Genomic DNA, 19,681 nt, shown 5'->3' on the forward strand with positions numbered 1-19,681 from the left:
ATTTATTTTTTACTCAAAGCAGCATAAACTAAAGGTATGAAATACAAACTAATAAAAGTGCCAATAAGCATGCCTCCAATAACGGTTAATGCTAGAGGCTTTTGAAGTTCTGCGCCTAGCCCGTCAATAAACAAAAATGGTGTTAAAGCTAAGATTGTAGTTAAAGAGGTCATTAATATTGGTTTTAATCTTAGTTTGCCACCCTTTTTTATGGCTTCATTTACTGATAGTCCTTTTTTGCGTAGCATATTAATCGTATGGATTTTAAGGATACTATCATTAATTATTACACCACTCATTACTACGATACCAATAGCGGCCATAACATTAATAGTACCTCCAAAGAGCCATAATAATAGTAGTGCGCCACCAATATCAATAGGTATTTCTAGTAATATGATTAGTGGTTGCCATAAAGACTCAAATTGAGCTGCCATAATAAAATAGAGTAGGAGTAAGGCTACAATTACAACGATTATGAGTTGTGAGTTTAATGCTTTTAACTCAAGCCAACTTCCAGAGAATCGTACATTAAAATCTTTAGAGGATTTAAATTGGTTTTGGATTCGATTTATATCACTCTCTATATTATCGCTAACATTTATCTTGTATCCTAAATACTCTCCATTTCTGTTAGCTTTTATGCTTTTGTATTGTTCAATATTGTTGACCTTTATAAGATTTTTCACAGGGATATTAACCTCATTTGTGTTCTTAACAAACAACGAATTTATGATATTGTCGAACTCTTCACTTTCATAATTCAGTTTTATAGGAATAAAACGCTGAGCTGTTTTAAGATTATCAATAAAGTTTTCGTTAAAGGCTGTTTTTAGTTCATTGACTAAACTATTATAATCAACATTGTACAGTAATACATTTTCTTGAATAATCTGTATGGACGCTGTTTGTTTTAAGGGTATTTCGTTACTGCTCTTATCAGAAAGTAAGTTGTTTACTGTATTTAAGTTGTCTTCAGTTGGGACTTCGAGAGAAGATTTTGAAAATACTTGCGCGGTTAATTTACTTTTGTCAGTACCAAATATATATTCGAAAATAGTCTTAGGTGCTTCAAACTTAAAACTACTTGAAGGATAGACCTTTTTTATGTTTGTAGATAGTTTTGATTTTATACTATTTATCTCATTAACTGTTTTGGTTTTTATGTAGATTGAAGCTTCAGATAGACTTTTGGTATTATCACGTTGTAATAGATATTGTTGCTCTCCAGTCTGAGAGAAATCTAACTCAATTTCTGGTATATCTTTTAAAAATTGTTGAATCCTGTTTTGGTTTTCTTTTACGTTGATGTTTTCATTCCAATCTATAACCAAAATAGTTTCATTTTGGTTTATCTCAGGCAATTGAGAGTAATCCATGGTTTTAAAAAAGAAAATAGCCATTACTATTCCTGCCATAGCCACGGTATAGACTATCCATTTTTTGCTAAAGAAATAGTCATATCCTTTCTCGTACCAATCTTCAATATGTTGAGTTTTGGTATTAAATCGCAGCCATTTTTCGAATTTAAAATCTCTGTTTTTAAGTTGTTTGTATATAACAGGTATTAAAACAATAGAAACTATGAGTGAAGCAAATAGACCTATAGAAACAGCTAGAGCTTGGTCGTAAAATAAAGCCCCAGTAATCCCACTTAAAAATAATAATGGAAGAAACACAGAACAAGTGGTTAATACAGAACTTATGAGCGGCGTAATAATTTCGTTAGTACCTTCAATGCAGGCATTTGCTAGATTATGACCTGACTCTAGTTTTTGAGTAATATTGTCTATAACGATAATAGCATTATCTATCATCATACCTACACCTAGAATTAAGCCAGATAGAGATATAATATTAATAGACAACCCAAAAAGATACATCAAGAGTAAGCTGATAATTAAAGAAACAGGTATACTTATAGATATAATTAAAGGCGATTTTATATCTTTTAAAAAAAAGAACATAATTACAATTGCTAATAAACTTCCAATCCATAAGCTCGATTTTAAATTATCAATAGATAGTTTTAAAAGTTTGGTTTGGTCTTGGGTTGTTGTAAATTCTAGATTTGGATAATCCTTTTTAAAGGCTGTGGTAAGCGTTTCTAAAGCTTCTTTTAATTCATAAACTCTGGCATCGGCTTGCTTAATCATTGCCAGTGCGATAGCACGCTTGCCATTTATAAAAACAAGACCTCTTTCTTTTTCTGGAACAACAGTAACCATTGCTAAGTTTTTAATTTGAAAGAGTTTTTTATTAATATTTAGATAAATATTCTCAATATCTTTTTTTGACCGAAGTGGATTAGAGAACTTAAAATTATACTGATAGATACCATTTTGCACTACCATATTGCCGAACTCAAAATTATTCTGTTTAATGGTATTGATAAGCTGGTCAGCCGAAATATTAAGACTTTGAAGTTTGTTTGTATTTGGCGTAATAATAATCTCAGAAGCTGTTTGGCCACTCATATCTGCCAATGCAATATCTGGCAGTTGCTCAATACGTTTTTTAATAACCGTTTCAGAGAACTCGCTGAGTTCTAAAAACCGATTATCTGAATATTCGTTTTTTAAAGATATCGCGAGATTAAGTACAGGGATATCTGTAACCGATGCTTTAATAACCTTTGGTCTGTCTAAGTCTTTAGGTAAGTAATTGAGTGATGCATCTACTTTCTCGTTAGTTTCTATAAAGGCATAATCCGTATTTGTACCGTAATCAAAAACTAGTTTCAGTGTAGCAAAACCATCTCTTGTCTCTGTTTCTATATCTTTTAAGTTAGCGACTTGTAACAACTGATTACGTAAAGGCCTAACGACATTTGTTTCAAGCTCTCTAGCAGTATTGTTGGTATAAGAGAGCTGCACCGTAATTTCAGGTATAGCAATATCTGGCATTAAAGCTGTGGGTATGCGTGTAGAAGCTACAATACCTAATAGTAAAAAAGCAAAAGTTGCCATAAATACAGCAACTGGTCTATGAGTTAGGAATTTTACCATGCCTTAATTTAGTTAATTATTGGCATTATTTAGTTTTACTCTAGCATCATGCGCTAAATTCATGTTGCCAGAAACAATAATAGTATCTCCTATTTTTACACCTTCTCTAAGGGCGTAGCTATTACTATTTTCATCTAGTATTTTTACATAATTCCATTTAGCTACACCATCTTGGTAAGTAAACACAACCTCTCTGTTTGAGCGTAGTACTAGTGCTTCTTTTGGTATAACAATAACATCATCTATAGACTTGCTTGAAGTCACTTTAACGTTCGTGCCATCAAATAAAGAGTTATCACTACCTTTTATTTTTGCCTTGACTTGTATGAGACCGTTTTCATCCACCAAAGGATTTATTTCTGTAATACTGCCTACATATTTGTTTGCTGTATCAGCAAACGGAATAATTGAAACTTCTTGGCTTTTAGATAAAAATTGTAGCTCATTTTCTAGAACATTGAATACGACTTCTAGATTCTTGGAATTTATGAGTGTACAAAACACATCTGATGAAGTTATAAAATCACCCGTTTTTGTTTCTATACTGGCAATAATCCCAGAAAACGGTGCTCTAATTATAGTTTGGCTGTAGAGTAATTGCGCATTCTCTAATGCGTTTTCTGCCTCAAAAAGTCCACTTTTTATTTTAAGATTTTTAAGAATAGTTGCATCAATAGATTCATCATTAGATTTACCAACGCCATAGTTTATTTTTTCTTCCTGTAACTTACTTTTAGCTTTATCCACTTCTATTTTAGCCTTTCTCATTTGATTAGAAAGCATAGCATTATCTAAAATGGCTAAAGTTTGACCTTTATTGACCTTTTGCCCGTTTTTAACCTTTATGGAAGATATGCGTTCACTAGTTTTAAAACGGAGTTCTGTTTTTTGTAAAGCTTCTATATTACCGTTAGATATTATCTGTTTTTTAAATGGTATAGATTTAACTACATTAACAGATACAGTTATGCCTTCAGAGTAGGTATTTGATACTGATTCTAAATCTTGTTTGTCTTTTTCTTTAGGCGGGTTGCAATTAAAGAAAAGAGTAAATATGAAAAGAAACTTAATTTTTGATTTCATAAATCTAATTTAAAGAAAAGCTATAAATACTTGCTGTATTTATAAATTATTTTATTGTCATTTCTTAGATTATTTATAATGTCGAATGGGAATTTTATATGATTTAAGATAATCCTGTCATTGTAGTCTCAATACGACCCCAATAAAGATTGCTATATCGAACAAGGAAATAAATTTTACGATCCGTTAAAAATTTTAAAAATCAGCAGTTAGGTAATCCAAGTTTTTATTAGATCTTTCCTTATAAGATGTATGAAAACCAATTTTTAAAATTAAAAACTTTAGAAGTATGTTATATTTTTATTTGAATCCACGTGAATTTCAAAAGGGCCATTTTTGTTGAACTTTTCTCTTAACATTAACAATAAATTAAAATTTTCTAGTTCTTTAATTTCAATATTTTCAGTGATTTTCAATAACCTTTTTTTATAAGTACTTGGATATCTTGAGAAAATATATATCGTATGATTTACATTTTCACTATTTTCTAATTCTAAAAATTTATTATAACATGAGCTACAATCATTATCTGAAACTATATGAATAATATTTTTCTTAACCTCATAATCCTCAATAAGAGAAATTACATCTTTTTCAATTAAGTTATTTGGATTGCAAGAGCATAACAGAATCATTAAGCAAAAAGGATATTTTTTTAAACTCATTCTTTATTCTTCCGTTGGATTTAGTTCGTAAATATAGAAGGTAGATGTACCATTATAATCATCTGATTCAGAAATTGGTTTTGAAAATATAGCTTGATTTTCAGAATTAATATGAATTGGAAACCCATATTTGCTTGGTAGAAGAATATCTGAAGATTTCTTTTGACCATTTTCTAGTTTGTGCAGCCAAAGTTTACTTTTAGGTGCTACAAAATTTGGTCCAGTAAAATCATTTTTTTTGAAATGTTCTATAAGCTTATCTCTTTCAATAGCTTCATTATATATAATGAAATCAAATTTTTCATTTTTATGATAGCCTACGATTGTTGAATTCATGAAAAATTCCATCATTGCCATATTTTGGCTTGAGTTAGATGTGTTGTTAAAAGGTTTCTTTAGGGGCTTGTAGTGATCTAAATCTAAAGATATAATGCTCTTTAAATTTGTACTATTTATATCAAACAAGTATAAATTTGAATCATTAGAATTTATTAGTGAATACTCCATTTCATTCTTATTTATTTGATTGAAATAAATAAAAGGATAGGGGTAATAAAAATCTTCATCTTTTAAATTTAAATCACTTTCAGGAAGCGGAAATTCAGCAAATCTAGTTATTGAGTCACTTTGAGTATTAAATTTTAGGAGTAATTGATGATTCTGATTATAATAACTCCTTTTAGAATTGTCGCCTTGCGGTTTAGTTACTGCTACTAAAGTAGAATCATTTAAAAATTCAAAATTCGATAAAGGAGCGCTTGTGTTATTGTTATTTATTTGATAGGTGTCCTTTAATAAACCATTTGAGTTATACACTTTAATTTTATTTACACTAGATATTCCTACCAGACTATCTTTGATAAAATTCAGTGTGTATGGTTGTAATGACGCCATGAACTCATCATAACCATTCCCATATTTGTTGAATTTTTTTTGTTTTTTTTTAGCAATATCAAAAATCACAATATCATTACTTATCATATTGTAGGCTAAAATCTTATCCTTATTTATATCTGCTACTATGGCTTGGGGTATCCCAATTTTAAAAGAGTCTATAATTCTAATATTATCTGAGCTATCATAACGTTTATTATTATTTTCGGTATTACATGAAGCAAGTAAAAGGATTGAAATAAATAAAATTGAAAGATTTAAAGTTTTCTTCATAAATAAATTAATTTAAAAAAGTCAGTAATATTTAAATATTACTGACTAACACATATAAAATATATTTTAATGTTAAGGTGCATCTGTAATCGCAGGTCTACAAGGAATATAACAAATGATTTCTCCAGAGCCATTGCATACAACAACAACTTGTAAAACTTGCCAACTCCATTCTTTATGTGCTTTTACAGGACATGTCATCCCTGGGGTTTGAGCATTTAGCTTTAAATTAGATGAAGCTAACATAAAAATAAAAACAGATAAAGTAAGTAAGATTTTTTTTAAATTTGATTTTATCATAAGGCTTATATTTACTGTATTGATACGATAATAGGTTTACAAGGTCTGACGCACACTGAGTTTCCGGAATTGTCACAAACCATTACCATTGGTCTACTTGGAATTGGTAGGTGTTCCCAATGCCCTTGCGAATAACAATATTCCGTCCCACCGCTTTGTGCTACAACAGTGCTTGTTGAAATTAAACTAACTGCAAAAAAACAAGAAATTACAGTGATAATAAATAAAGATTTTTTCATTGTGATTATATTTTTGATAAAAATAGAAAATAAAAATCATTTAGCATTTAAAATTTAATGTACAGAAGGTGATCAATATGCTTACTTGATAGTGTTTAATTAATTAATTAAGTTTGTTAAAAAATAGTCTTTTGAGAATATCCTCTTTTAAAATATTCGCTTTTACAATTATCTTAATTATCACAGGTCTTTTTGTTATACCTCAACTTTCTGTAAAACTAAATTCGAGTAGGAGCTTACCATCAATTACTGTTTCTTACGTTTGGCCTAATGCATCACCATATATTTTAGAACGTGATGTAACATCAGTTTTGGAAAGTGGCTTTAGTATTATAAAAGGATTACAAAAGTTAGATTCTAAATCATCTAAAGGTAATGGAAGTGTTACCTTAAATTTTGATAAGTATACAGATATTGATATTGCTCGTTTTGAGGTTGCCACAATAATACGCCAATTGTATAAACAACTTCCTGAGCGTACATCTTACCCAGTTATCAGTGCTAATAGACCTAATGACGAGACCCAGCGCGCTTTTTTAAGTTACAGTATTAATGCTAAGGACACGCCTTATGATATTCAAGAAACTGTAAAAACACAGATAGAACCTGTAATTGGTGCTATGAAAGGTGCAGATAAAACCACGGTTTATGGTGCTAACCCTAAAGAATATTTACTAACCTATAATACTAATTTACTAAAAACACTAGAGTTTCGTAAGCAGGATATTATTACAGCTCTAAATACTTGGTTTGGTAAACAATCCTTAGGAGATGTTGTTTACAATGAAGAATATATTACATTGTCTATACAACCACAAAACACCACCGTAGATTGGCATATACCTATTAAAAAAGTAAGTGATAGACTGGTCTATCTGGATGAAGTAACGACTGTAAAAGAGCAGGAGCAAGAGGCTACAAGCTATTACAGGATTAACGGTGAAAATGCCGTTACATTATCTGTTTACGCTACTAAGAATGCAAATACAATTGCGTTGGCGCATGCTATTGACAAGAGGCTAATTGAATTAGAGCAAAATTTGCCTCAGGATTATAACCTTATTAAATCTTATGATAGCACGATATATCTTGAGGCTGAGCTTTCTAAAATATATGAACGCTCGTTATATACTGTAATAATTCTATTACTATTCATTTTGTTAATAAGCAAAAGTATTAGATATCTATGGGTTACTATACTAAGCTTAGTAGCAAACATAGCTATTGCATTTTTACTATACTACGCGTTTGCTATAGAAATACAGTTGTATTCCTTAGCCGGTATTACCATCTCACTAGGACTTATTATTGATAATAGTATTGTAATGATAGACCATATAAGGCATCAAAACAACAAGAGCGTTTTTGTGCCTATTCTAGCTTCAACATTAACTACTATTGGGGCTTTATCTATTATTCACTTTTTAAATGAAAAATATAAAGTTAATCTGATTGATTTTGCATTGGTTATTATAATTAATCTAAGTGTTTCTTTGGGTGTTACTCTATATCTCATACCTGCTTTGTTAGAAAAGCTAAAACTCCCTAGAAAAAAAGAAAAACAATGGGCTTTAAATTTAAAACAGAAGTTTTATAAGAGTTACCAAAATACTATTAGGTTTCAGTTACGTTTTAAAAAGATGAGTATTGTAGTTATCATTCTTATTTTTGGTCTCCCAGTTTTTATGTTGCCGCAAAAGTTAGATGCTAATGAGACTTGGTACGAGAAGACCTATAATACTACTCTAGGTAATGAATGGTATCTCGAAAATGCGCGCCCTTTTTTAGACAAGTATCTGGGTGGGTCATTTCGGTTATTTAGTTATTATGTATTTGATAGTGCCTATTATGGTCGTAATGAACAGACAAAGCTTTATGTTTCTGCATCGATGGAGAAAGGAGCAACAGTAGATCAAATGAATACTGTCTTTATTGAGTTGGAGAATTATCTATCTCAATTTGGAGAGATAAAACAATACAATACGTCTGTGTATGGTGGAGATTACGCTACAATTGAGGTTGTGTTTAAAGAAAAATATGAGGAATCCTCTTTTCCATTTTTATTAAAATCTAGGTTGATACGAAAAGCTTTAGACTTTGGAGGTATCGATTGGAATATCTATGGTGTAGGAAATGGGTTTAACAATGGAGGTAGCTCGAATGAGCCTGTAAAATTCTCTGTAAAAGCCAAAGGTTATAACTATGATGCATTAAATGTTTGGGCAGATAGTTTAAAAGTAGCTTTGTTAGAACATCCGCGTATTCAAAAAGTCCTGGTTAGAGAAAATAGTGCTTATGCAAAAGCACCATCTTATGAGTATAGATTTACACTAGATAAAGAGCGTTTAGCCTTAGCAAGCGTATCTCCTCAACGCGTAGTTGATGAACTTAAAGGGTTAACCTTGTCTAAAACTCAGGATATTTCTTTAAATATTAAAGGGAAATACACCCCTATACGTTTAGAGTCTAATGATGCTAAAGCTTACGATATTTGGCATATAAAAAATACGCCTTTAGATAGTTTAAGCAAACCAATAGTGCTTAAAGATATTGCTAAGGTTGTTAAAGAACGTGAAGAAGAAAATATATATAAAGAAAATCAAGAATATCTCCGATTAGTAGAGTTTCAATACACAGGTGCAGCTAAGTTTGGCTCAAAGTTTTTAAATGAAAAGCTAGAAGAATTAGAAACAAAATTACCCTTAGGCTTTACTTTTGAGCGTTCTGAGCAGCAATGGTATTTTAATCAAGATAAGAATAGCAACTATGGTTTTTTGTTAGTTCTAGTATTAAGTATTATTTATTTGATTTGCTCTATATTGTTTGAAAGTTTAAAACAACCCTTTATTATTTTAAGTGTCATCCCCATTTCTTTTATCGGTGTGTTTTTAACGTTTTATTTATTTGATTTTAATTTTGATCAGGGTGGACTAGCGAGTTTTGTTTTACTAAGTGGAATAACTGTAAATGCATCAATATTTATTATTAATGGTTTTAATAAATTACGAAAAACTTTTCCTGAAAAGGATAGTATATTACTCTATATAGAAGCTTTTAAGCAAAAGATTTTTCCAATATTATTGACGGTAGTTTCTACAATACTTGGATTTATCCCATTTGTAAAAGATGGACAAAATGAAGTCTTTTGGTTTGCTTTGGGTGTTGGTACTATAGGTGGTCTAATTTTTTCTTTGGTCGGGATATTATTTTATTTACCTGTCTTTACTTTGAAAAAATAGATTAAAACGCCTTAACTACTTTCCCTTGTATATAACTTTCTGGAACAAAACCATAGCTTCGTGAATCGATAGAATTGTGTCGATTATCTCCTAACATAAACATAGAATCAAATAATTAGTGATAAGGATAGTAAAAAAAACGGGTTTAACGTATCTACTTATAGTCATTAGATATACCCTTTTTCTTTGGCTATTAGTATAAGTTCGCGGTTACAGTCATCCTTTACTTTAAAATACCTTTTAAGCTGACGTTTTCTTTTTTCTATACCAGACTTTGACATTGGTATGTATTTAGGCAAATCTATGTTTTTTGTGCCATTAGACATTTCATTTAATATTTGAATATCTACCTTATCAATTTTGTAGCTTTGATTTGATTTATTGTTTAATAGTTTGGTTATTTTATTCCCATAATAGACTTTATTTTGTAAGAGCTTAATAACAGCAGTAATAAAATCTAAGGATGATATCTCTCCTTTGAGTAAAAACCCTTCTGGTTTTAATGAGTTTAAAACACTATTAATTCTAAAAGCGTCATCATAAGCTGTAAGCACTAACAATTTGGTTTTAGGAGAAGTTAATCGTATCCATTTACCTAAATCTTCGCCAGTATTCATGTTACTAATACTACATTTTGGAATGCTTAAATCTAATACAACTAAATCATAGAAAGTTTCTTTATTTGTTTGCTTAATTTTTTCAATAGCACCTTTAAAATTGGTAGCATAGTCTACATTTAGTTTAGCATCACTAAAATTTGAAAATCCAAATTTTAAAGCTGTTTTGTAGCCGTCGATTATCATTAAATGGTCATCGACGATTAAAATAGAATGTTTATTTTTCATTTATAAAATAGGCTAAAACAAATTTTAGTGGGAGATTAAGAATTGCCTAAAATTCTATCTATGTTAAACAAATTTTTGTATAAATGTAATTAAAATCACACAAAAATTAATTATATCTATTATTATTTAAAAATAATATTCTATTAGATAAAAATCAGATTAAGTGTCCCTTTTGTTGTCTCCTTAAAACCAAAAAACCCTGTAAATCAAATGTTTACAGGGTTTAAAAGTGGTGCCTCCAGGAATCGAACCAGGGACACAAGGATTTTCAGTCCTTTGCTCTACCAACTGAGCTAAGGCACCAGTTGCTTCATTACTAAAGCGGATGCAAATATAAATTCATTTTTAGTATTACCAAAAAGAAAATAACAAAATTTGATTTTATAAATTTGTCTTTTCTTAAGTGCCTATGAATCTTATAGTAGACGTCGGTAATACGCGTGTGAAATTTGCAGTTTTTGATAATAATCTTCTCAAATGGAAGAAGAGTTTCCTGCTTTCTGACTTAAAAACAGAATTTGAAGCTGTAATAAAACAATTCCCAAAAACTAAAAGGGCGATAGTATCTTCTGTAGGTCGCTTATCTAAAAAAGATATTGCTATCATAAAAAAAGATTTAAAACTCCTTGAATTAGATTCAGAAACAGAAGTTCCTTTTCAAAATAATTATAAAACACCAAAAACTCTAGGTGTTGATAGAATTGCCTTAGTTAGTGGCTCTGTGCTAAAATCCCCAGATCAAAATGTATTAATTATTGATGCTGGCACTTGTATTACTTACGATTTTATTACAGATAAAAATGTATACCTAGGCGGTGCTATATCTCCAGGGCTAAGACTACGCTATAAGTCTTTGAATAATTTAACAGCAAATTTACCGTTGTTAGAGACTAAGGTTCCAAAAAGGATAACCGGTAATACTACAGAATCATCTATTCATTCAGGTGTAGTTTTAGGAACAATCTATGAGATTGATGGTATTGTTAAGGCATACAGCGAAAAATATTCAGATTTAACAGTTATTTTAACAGGAGGAGATGCCAAAATGTTGTCTAAACAATTAAAAAGTAGCATATTTGCCAACTCGGATTTTCTGCTTGAAGGTCTAAATTATATTCTAGAATTTAATTCGTAATAATGATTAAAAAATTTGTTGTAGTTCTTATTGCAATAGTTGGTTGCTACTCTTATGCTCAGCAAGGTACTGCATCACCATATTCTTTTTATGGTATAGGTAGCTTGAAATTTAGAGGAACTGTAGAGAATCGTGGAATGGGTGGTATAGGTTCTTACATTGATAGCTTACATATCAATTTAAGAAACCCAGCTTCGTATGCAGGCAAAAACTTAAAAGCTGACCCTTATAATGGTGAGAGTAGACCAGTTAAGTTTTCAGTTGCTGGTTCATTTAGTAGTATAGGATTAGAAAGTAATACCGAATCGGAAAGTGCAGGTACATCAACATTTGATTACATAGCTGTATCAATTCCTTTAGGAAGATTTGGAGCAGGTTTTGGTTTGTTACCTTTTACTTCAGTAGGTTATAAACTTCAGGATATTAACTCAGCTCAAAATAATAGAATAGACTATAGATATGAGGGCGAAGGAGGTCTGAATAAAGCTTTTTTTAGTTTAGGTTATCTTGTGAATGATAATATATCAGTTGGTGTAGATGCTAATTATAATTTTGGAAATACTCAAAATAGTGCTATTCAATTTGTTTATGACAGCGATGGAAATATCGTACAATTTGCAACAAGAGAAAATAACCGTTCAGATTTAAGTGGTCTCAACTTTAATATCGGAGCTGCATATAAAGGAAAAATAAACGAAAAATTAGAGTTATCAGCAACAGCAACTTATTCACCAGAAAGTAGCTTAAATTCAATTAATGACCGCTCGATATCTACACTAATAGTCTCTACTCTTGGTGATGAGTTTGTTCAGAATACTATAGATGTAGACTTAGCAGCAAGTAATTTAGATGAAACAGAATTAGATTTGCCATCTAGATTGTCATTAGGGCTTGGTATAGGCCAAACATCGAAATGGTTTATCGGAGCCGAGTACGTAGCTCAAAACACGAGTGTATTTAATAATCCAATATTTAGTACAACTAATTCTTCTTTCGAAGATGCGTCATCATTTGCTATTGGTGGTTTTTATTTGCCAAACCACAGGTCGCTTTCAAGTTACTTTAAACGAGTTACTTATAGAGCTGGAGCAAGATTCGAAAATACTGGTTTAGTAGTAAATAATGAATCTATTGATGAGTTTGGCATATCTTTTGGATTAGGATTACCAATAGGACCACAGTCAGGATTGTTTTCTGAAGTAAATCTTGGTTTTGAGTATGGACAAAGAGGTACTAAAAACAGAGATTTAATACAAGAGAAATTTTTTAACTTCAATGTCAGTTTATCGCTAAGTGACAGATGGTTCCAGAAAAGAAAATATAACTAACAAAAAATTAGAAAGATGAAGACTAAAATTACATTAATCCTTATAGCTCTTGTCTTTGGCTTTAACACAAGTTACGGTCAGCAAGACGAAGAGTGTATGAATCACCTGTCTATTTTCAGTTCTTATGTAAAGAACAAAAAATATGACGAAGCCTATGAGTCTTGGATGAAAGTGAAGACTAAATGCCCTCAATTTAATAGAAATATTTATGTAGGTGGTGAAAAAATCTTAGATCACAAAATCAAGAATGCAACAGGTGCAGAAAAAGTACAGTTTATTAAAGATCAGTTAGCCTTATTTGATGATTACAATAAATATTACGCATCTAAGCTTCCGTTAGGAAAATTACAATACGAAAAAGGAAATCTATCTTATACCTTTAAAAAGGAGTTAGGTTTATCTGATGAAGAGCTTTATAAGATTTTTGATAAAGGATATACAGAAGATTTAAAGAACTTTAAAGATGCAAAAGCTTTATATACATATTTTACTCTTAAGGTTAATATGTATGAAAAAAGTTCAAAGTCAACAAAAGATACTCAAGACTTATTTGATAAGTATGATGATATAACTGATAAGATCGAATATGAGGTTGGTAAAGCTTCTGAAGGCTTGAATAAAATTATTACAAAAGAAGAATCTGGGGCAACTTTAACAAAAAAAGAAGGTCAGTATAAGCGCTTTTACGAACAAACTCTGAGTGCTTATGATAAAATCTCAGGAAGTTTGGATACAAAAATTTCTGAATTAGCAACTTGCGAAGTTCTTATTCCTTTATATCAAAAAGATTTTGAAGAAAATAAAAATGATACAAAGTGGTTACAACGTGCAATGAATAAGATGGGACAGAAAGATTGTACTGATGATCCAATGTTCGAAAAATTAGTAGCTCAGAAAAATACTGTTCAGCCTGATGCAACAACTGCATACTACTTAGGTGTTTTGAACGAGAAAAAAGGCAACATGTCTGAAGCTAACAAATATTATACACAAGCAGAAAGCCTTGAAACTGACCCAATTAAAAAGTGGAAATTTGTTTATGCAAGAGCTGATAAAAACAGAAAAGCAGGTAGATTAGGTAAAGCAAGACAATTATACAGAGAAGCATTAAAGCTTAACCCATCAAACAAAAATCCTTATTTAAGAATTGCAGGTATGTATGCATCAAGTGCCAATAATTGTGGTTCTGATGCGTTTGCTAAAAGAGCCGTGTATTGGGCAGCAGCAAATGAAGCAGCAAAAGCTGGTGGTTCTGGTGCTAGTGCAGTAAAAAGATACAAAGCTTTAGCTCCTGATAAAACTATGGTTTTTTCTAAAGGAATGAATTCTGGTGATTCAATCAAAATTGGATGTTGGATTGGAGTTACTGTTCGTGTACCTTAATAACTAAATGAAAATAAAAAAAATACATATTATATTTAATACAGTCACGGCATTAGTCGTGACTGTATTTTTTTCATGTAAAAATAACTTCAAGGATGTTCAGCAAGTAGGTGTATTACAAAACGAGCCTGTTGGAGTTGCAGATACCATTAATTTAAAGTACACAGATTCTTTTCAGTTAAGAGCAAATTTATTGAGTCCAAAAATGCTCGATTATTCTAATCGTGATTTTGCATTCTCAGAATTCCCAAAAGGAGTGGAGCTAATAATTTATGATAATGACGGTAACAAGAGTAGAATCTTTGCCGATTATGCCATAGTTTACAGCGAAACAGATTTAGTGGATTTAAGAGGTAACGTCATCTTAGCAACTCATAAAAAAGATTCGTTGTTTACCGAACAGATGTATTTTGACCAGACAAAAGAATGGGTTTTTACAAATAAAAATGTCCGATTACGCTCTGAAGGAACAGATATCAACGGCATTGGCTTTGATTCAGACAGAAACTTTGAAGAATACGAGATGTTAGCTATGCAAGGTGATATCGAAGTCAATAATTAACTACCTTTGTGCTTTAATATTTAGAGTTATGCTTAAAGCACTAAAATTTTTTCAATACGCATATATCATATTCGCAATAATGTTTGCCTGGGACGCCATTTCAAATTGGTCAACAGACAGAAGTCGTAGTTATATATCGTTATTATTTGCAGCACTTGCAGTATTTATGTTTTTCTTTCGTAAGCGTTTCAGAAAAAAGTTTGATGACCGTCAGAAAAAATAATCTATGACGACTGATGCTATAATAATCATTCTTTCATTAGTATTATCCGCCTTTTTTTCAGGAATGGAAATTGCTTATGTTTCGGCAAATAAAATTCACATAGAGTTAGAGAAGAAACAAGGTGATTTTTTAGGTAAATTATTAGGAAAACTTACAGCAAAGCCATCAAAGTATATTACGACGATGCTCATTGGTAATAATATAGCTCTTGTAATTTATGGTTTTAAAATGGGTGAGGTTTTGGTACAATGGTTCAAAACTTTTATACCGTCAGAGTATAATATTATTAATTATCTGTTTTTAGATTTAGAGTTATTATCACAAACTGTAATTTCTACTTTAGTCATTTTACTTACAGCAGAATTTTTACCAAAAGTGTTTTTTCAGATTTATTCTAATACTTTACTTAAGTTTTTTGCGCTTCCAGCTTATATATTCTATCAATTATTTTCATTTATTTCTGAATTTGTAATTAGGATTTCAGATTTTATATTAAAGACATTCTTTAAAACTGAAGGTGATGCAGTAGAATTGGCTTTGACAAAAGTCGAGTTGGGGAATTTTATTACAGAGCAAATGGAGTCTGTCGAAGAACACGATGAGGTGGATAGCGAAATTCAAATATTTCAGAATGCACTTGAATTTACTGAAGTAAAAGCTCGCGAAGTTATGGTGCCGCGTACCGAAATAACAGCAATAGATATTTCGGATTCTATTGAAAATTTACGTCAGTTGTTTGTAGATACTGGATACACTAAAATTTTGGTTTATAAAGATTCGATGGATGATATTTTAGGTTATGTACATTCTTTTGAGTTATTCAAAAAGCCAAAAAGTATCAAGTCTATTTTAATAAAAGTAGTATTTGTTCCAGAAACAATTTTGATTAAAGATGTACTAAATTTATTGACCAAAAAGCGTAAAAGTATTGCTGTAGTTATCGATGAGTATGGAGGTACATCAGGCGTTATGACCGTTGAAGATATAATAGAAGAGTTATTCGGTGAGATTGAAGATGAGCATGATAGCGTAGCTTTAACGGAAGAGCAACTTGCTGAAGATAGTTATAATTTTTCAGCCAGATTAGAAGTCGATTATCTTAACGAAACCTATAAAATCAATCTTCCTGAGGGAGAATCCTATGAAACTTTAGGTGGATTAATTGTCAATCATACCGAAGAAATTCCTCAGTTAAAAGAAACGATTATTATCAAAAACTTTAAGTTTACAATAACAGAGGTTTCATCAACAAAAATTGATAGTGTTCATCTTAAATTAATACCTGAAGATTAATCCCTTTTTATTAGACCAAAAAAGAAGCGACATCCTTTTATTATTTGGTATAAAATGTTATTTTCGCACACTTAATTTCAACAAATTATATACCATAAAATGGCAGTTTTAAATAAAATCAGACAGCGTTCGCTAGTATTAATTTTAGTAATCGCATTGGCATTATTTGCTTTTGTTATTGGAGATGTTTTTAGAAACTTAGATTCTAATGGCGGTCCTCAAGACATTATAGCAACAGTAAACGGTGAAGACATCAAAAGAGAACCATTTATGTTTGCAGTGCAAAATATGCAGCAACGTACAGGTCCAAATACTTCAGAAACTCAAGTAAAAAACAATATTTACAACCAAGAGTTAAGACGTATAATAATGAATTCTGAGTTCGAAAAATTAGGGCTAACTGTTGAGAAAGATAAAATGCGTCAATTGTTAGAAACAAGTTTTGGTAATTATCCAGAGTTTCAGAATCAAGACAGTATTTTTGATGTTAATAAGCTTAATGCGTTTATTGCCAACTTAAAAGATATTCAGCCACAAGGTGCGCCTTTAAGTACTTTTACTATCAATTATGCGCAGTGGACTAACAATGAGCAATCATTAGCTAATAACTCATTAACGCAACAGTATTACAACTTAGTAAAAGCTGGTGTCAATGCAACTGTAACTGAAGCTGAAGATGATTATGCAGCTGGAGCTCAAACTCTAGATTTAAAATATGTTCAAGTTCCATATACAACGATTGCAGACAGTTTAGTGACTGTAACCAAGTCAGACATTAAGTCGTACATGGAAAGAAACAAAGAAACTTACAAAGTAGATGCTACTAGAGAAGTTTTATTTGTTGAGTTTAAAGAAGAAGCTTCTGTTGAAGATGAAGATGCTATTAAATCTGAACTTTTAGCTCTAAGAAGCGATAGACCAGAATTTAATGAAACAACTAAAGCTGTTGACACTGTATTTGGTTTTGATAACACTAAAAATATCGAAGCTTTTGTAAATTCTAATTCTGATATTAAATATTCAGCTGACTTTTTTAGACCTGCGCAATTAGGTGCTGCTAAAGACAGTTTGTCAAATACAGCTATTGGCGAATATTATGGGCCATATAAAGATGCTGGTTACTACAAGTATTCTAAAGTATTAGATAAGGCAAGCAAAGCTGATTCTGTAAAAGTACGTCACATTTTAATTCCTTTCGCTGGTGCATCTAGTGCTGGACCTGATGTTGTAAAAACAAATGAAGAAGCAAAAGCAACGGCAGACAGTATTTACAATGTATTAAAAGGTAACCGTTCTAAATTTACAGATTTATTAGAATTATCTTCTGATAAAGTGAGTAATGAAAAGGAAGGTGTTATAGAATTTGCATACAACCAAGGATTTGCACCTGCTTTTAAAGCGTATTCTTTTGATAATAAAAAAGGAGACATGGGTGTAGTTGAAACAAGTTTTGGTCACCACATCATCGAAATACTAGACCAAACAGCTTTCAATAACACATTACAATTAGCAACTGTAGCACGTAAAATAGAGCCTTCAGAAAAAACAAACGATGATGTTTTTAACGCAAAACAAAAATTTGAAATTGCTGCTGAAACAGGAGATTTTAGAGAATTAGCTGCTGAGCGTAATCTTGCTGTTAAGCCAGTAACTTTCAAAGAGCTTGACGAGAACATTCCTGGATTAGGAAGTCAAAGACAGGTAGTGCGTTGGGCATTTGATAACGAAACTAAAGTTGGTGACTACAAGAGTTTCACAGTAGCTGGTGTTGGTTTTATTGTTGCACAGTTGGTTGATGTTAATGAAGAAGGTTTGATGAGTGTAGATGATGCTACTGCTACAGTAAGTACAGCTGTTCGTAATGAGAAGAAAGCAGAAATGATTCGTGAAAAAATTACTGCTGGTGCATTAGCTGATATTGCTACTGCACAAGGACAAACTGTAAAATCTGCAACTGGAGTTACAATGAGTAACACTACTTTATCTGGTGCAGGTGCTGAACCTAAAGTAATTGGTGCTGCATTTGGATTACAAGAAGGTGAAGTTTCTAAGCCTATTGATGGAAATAGAGGTGTATATGTTTTAGAGGTTACTAAAGTAAATGAAGCTACTAAATTAGAAAACTATGCTGCTATAATAGCACGTTTAAGTAATACTCGTAAAAACGGTGTACAAACTAAAGTATATTCTGCACTTGAAGCTGCTGCCGAAATTGAAGATAATAGAGCAAAAACAGTATACTAAAAATATATTACTTATAAACATAATGGAAAAGCCTTTGCAATATGCAAAGGCTTTTTTATGCTTTTATCATTTTATGATATGGGATTACTGTAGGATAACCTTTAGCTTCAAAATAATTTTTAGGATTATTTTTTGAAGTAACCATTATAAAATCTCCACCCCAAGCACCTAGACTTTTTATAGCACCTTCGAAATCCTTAAAAAGAGCTTCTTTAACTGGTTTTAGATGTATTATTTTTGAAATGATAGACTCATGCTCAATTATTAAGGCATTAAAATCGTTCAAATTTTCGCAAGAAATCATTTTTTCTGTAATACTATTAACTTCTAATATTGAAGCTTTTAAATCACCTTTAAAGTTCCTGTAAGCTACTATGCCTTCACGACTATTTTGCTTTTGATTAAGATAAACAAAATAAATATTCTCTTTAAAACTAGGGTCGAAATCAACTTCAGTAACTAAAGGATTTTTGTCTCTTAATTGGTAAGTGATAGCATTGTCATTTTGAGCACAAGCAATATCATAGCCACTACCTCCAAAAGTCAGTTCTAATAATTTGTAAGCATCAACATTTGTCCAATTGGCAATATTATTAATTAGAGTAGATGAAGTACCTAATCCCCAACTTCTATTAAAATCTTGAGTAGTATTAATATCGAAACCGTTATTAAGTTTGAAGAAATTAGGGTTTAGAGAATTTACACTCCTTAATATCTCAATAAGTCTTTGCGATATTTCATTACTGGATGTGTAATCATTAGATAATATATTTTTAATTAAAAACTTGTTATTAAACCAAATGTCATTGTGCTCATCAAAGCTTTCCCAGATTATATAATTGCTATTGTTATTTTTTATTAAAAGTTGCTGACCAAAAGACGTAGGCAAGGCTAGAGCTTTTGCGCCATCTAGAACTAGATATTCTCCAGTTAACAGTAGTTTTCCGTTGCTTTTGAATTTAGTCAT

The 19,681-nt window shown here is 31.0% G+C and carries 17 protein-coding genes and 1 tRNA gene; 8 read left to right on the forward strand and 10 right to left on the reverse strand.

Going from position 1 to position 19,681, the window contains the following annotated elements:
* Nucleotides 1–2: 2 nt before the first annotated feature.
* The 6 genes from BTO05_RS11010 to BTO05_RS14035 all read right to left on the reverse strand — a co-directional run bounded on the left by BTO05_RS11010 (nt 3) and on the right by BTO05_RS14035 (nt 6,462).
* Nucleotides 3–3,008, reverse strand: coding sequence for an efflux RND transporter permease subunit (locus BTO05_RS11010; protein WP_087492715.1), 3,006 nt, complete (start codon nt 3,006–3,008; stop codon nt 3–5).
* 12 nt (nt 3,009–3,020) lie between these two features.
* Nucleotides 3,021–4,091, reverse strand: a complete 1,071-nt coding sequence (locus BTO05_RS11015) for an efflux RND transporter periplasmic adaptor subunit (protein ID WP_087492716.1) — start codon at nt 4,089–4,091, stop codon at nt 3,021–3,023.
* A 281-nt stretch (nt 4,092–4,372) separates the two neighbouring features.
* Nucleotides 4,373–4,756: a hypothetical protein gene (locus BTO05_RS11020; protein ID WP_157662578.1), complete on the reverse strand. Its 384-nt coding sequence runs from the start codon at nt 4,754–4,756 to the stop codon at nt 4,373–4,375.
* 3 nt (nt 4,757–4,759) lie between these two features.
* Nucleotides 4,760–5,923 carry a hypothetical protein gene (locus BTO05_RS11025; RefSeq protein ID WP_087492718.1) on the reverse strand — a complete coding sequence of 388 codons (1,164 nt, stop codon included), beginning with the start codon at nt 5,921–5,923 and terminating at the stop codon, nt 4,760–4,762.
* 72 nt (nt 5,924–5,995) lie between these two features.
* Nucleotides 5,996–6,223 (reverse strand): hypothetical protein, encoded by a 228-nt coding sequence (locus BTO05_RS11030; RefSeq protein ID WP_087492719.1) that lies wholly within the window; start codon nt 6,221–6,223, stop codon nt 5,996–5,998.
* 11 nt (nt 6,224–6,234) lie between these two features.
* Nucleotides 6,235–6,462 carry a hypothetical protein gene (locus BTO05_RS14035; RefSeq protein WP_157662579.1) on the reverse strand — a complete coding sequence of 76 codons (228 nt, stop codon included), beginning with the start codon at nt 6,460–6,462 and terminating at the stop codon, nt 6,235–6,237.
* Nucleotides 6,463–6,593: 131 nt separating this feature from the next.
* Between BTO05_RS14035 and BTO05_RS11035 the strand changes: the two genes are divergently transcribed.
* Complete coding sequence (locus tag BTO05_RS11035) at nt 6,594–9,701, forward strand: efflux RND transporter permease subunit (protein ID WP_198295226.1); 3,108 nt, start codon at nt 6,594–6,596, stop codon at nt 9,699–9,701.
* Nucleotide 9,702: 1 nt separating this feature from the next.
* Here BTO05_RS11035 and BTO05_RS14215 read toward each other — a convergent pair whose 3' ends face one another.
* The 3 genes from BTO05_RS14215 to BTO05_RS11045 all read right to left on the reverse strand — a co-directional run bounded on the left by BTO05_RS14215 (nt 9,703) and on the right by BTO05_RS11045 (nt 10,849).
* On the reverse strand, nt 9,703–9,804 hold the full coding sequence (locus BTO05_RS14215; RefSeq protein ID WP_317041896.1) for a S26 family signal peptidase: 102 nt from the start codon (nt 9,802–9,804) through the stop codon (nt 9,703–9,705).
* A gap of 64 nt (nt 9,805–9,868) precedes the next feature.
* Complete coding sequence (locus BTO05_RS11040) at nt 9,869–10,546, reverse strand: response regulator (protein ID WP_087492721.1); 678 nt, start codon at nt 10,544–10,546, stop codon at nt 9,869–9,871.
* Between the two features lie 230 nt (nt 10,547–10,776).
* Nucleotides 10,777–10,849, reverse strand: a tRNA-Phe gene (locus BTO05_RS11045).
* Between the two features lie 106 nt (nt 10,850–10,955).
* Here BTO05_RS11045 and BTO05_RS11050 point away from each other — a divergent pair.
* The 7 genes from BTO05_RS11050 to BTO05_RS11080 all read left to right on the forward strand — a co-directional run bounded on the left by BTO05_RS11050 (nt 10,956) and on the right by BTO05_RS11080 (nt 18,714).
* Nucleotides 10,956–11,681: a type III pantothenate kinase gene (locus BTO05_RS11050; protein WP_087492722.1), complete on the forward strand. Its 726-nt coding sequence runs from the start codon at nt 10,956–10,958 to the stop codon at nt 11,679–11,681.
* A gap of 2 nt (nt 11,682–11,683) precedes the next feature.
* Entirely contained in the window at nt 11,684–13,009 is a 1,326-nt protein-coding gene (locus BTO05_RS11055) for a hypothetical protein (protein ID WP_087492723.1), read from the forward strand.
* 15 nt (nt 13,010–13,024) lie between these two features.
* Nucleotides 13,025–14,392: a tetratricopeptide repeat protein gene (locus tag BTO05_RS11060; protein ID WP_087492724.1), complete on the forward strand. Its 1,368-nt coding sequence runs from the start codon at nt 13,025–13,027 to the stop codon at nt 14,390–14,392.
* Between the two features lie 7 nt (nt 14,393–14,399).
* Nucleotides 14,400–14,954 (forward strand): LPS export ABC transporter periplasmic protein LptC, encoded by a 555-nt coding sequence (gene lptC, locus BTO05_RS11065; protein ID WP_087492725.1) that lies wholly within the window; start codon nt 14,400–14,402, stop codon nt 14,952–14,954.
* Between the two features lie 28 nt (nt 14,955–14,982).
* On the forward strand, nt 14,983–15,177 hold the full coding sequence (locus BTO05_RS11070; protein WP_087492726.1) for a hypothetical protein: 195 nt from the start codon (nt 14,983–14,985) through the stop codon (nt 15,175–15,177).
* 3 nt (nt 15,178–15,180) lie between these two features.
* Entirely contained in the window at nt 15,181–16,470 is a 1,290-nt protein-coding gene (locus BTO05_RS11075; RefSeq protein WP_087492727.1) for a hemolysin family protein, read from the forward strand.
* Between the two features lie 99 nt (nt 16,471–16,569).
* Nucleotides 16,570–18,714 carry a SurA N-terminal domain-containing protein gene (locus BTO05_RS11080; protein WP_087492728.1) on the forward strand — a complete coding sequence of 715 codons (2,145 nt, stop codon included), beginning with the start codon at nt 16,570–16,572 and terminating at the stop codon, nt 18,712–18,714.
* A gap of 55 nt (nt 18,715–18,769) precedes the next feature.
* Here the strand turns inward: BTO05_RS11080 and BTO05_RS11085 are convergent, their stop codons facing one another.
* Nucleotides 18,770–19,681 (reverse strand): GYDIA family GHMP kinase, encoded by a 912-nt coding sequence (locus BTO05_RS11085; RefSeq protein WP_087492729.1) that lies wholly within the window; start codon nt 19,679–19,681, stop codon nt 18,770–18,772.

The sequence above is a fragment of the Winogradskyella sp. PC-19 genome (assembly GCF_002163855.1).
Taxonomy (GTDB): domain Bacteria; phylum Bacteroidota; class Bacteroidia; order Flavobacteriales; family Flavobacteriaceae; genus Winogradskyella.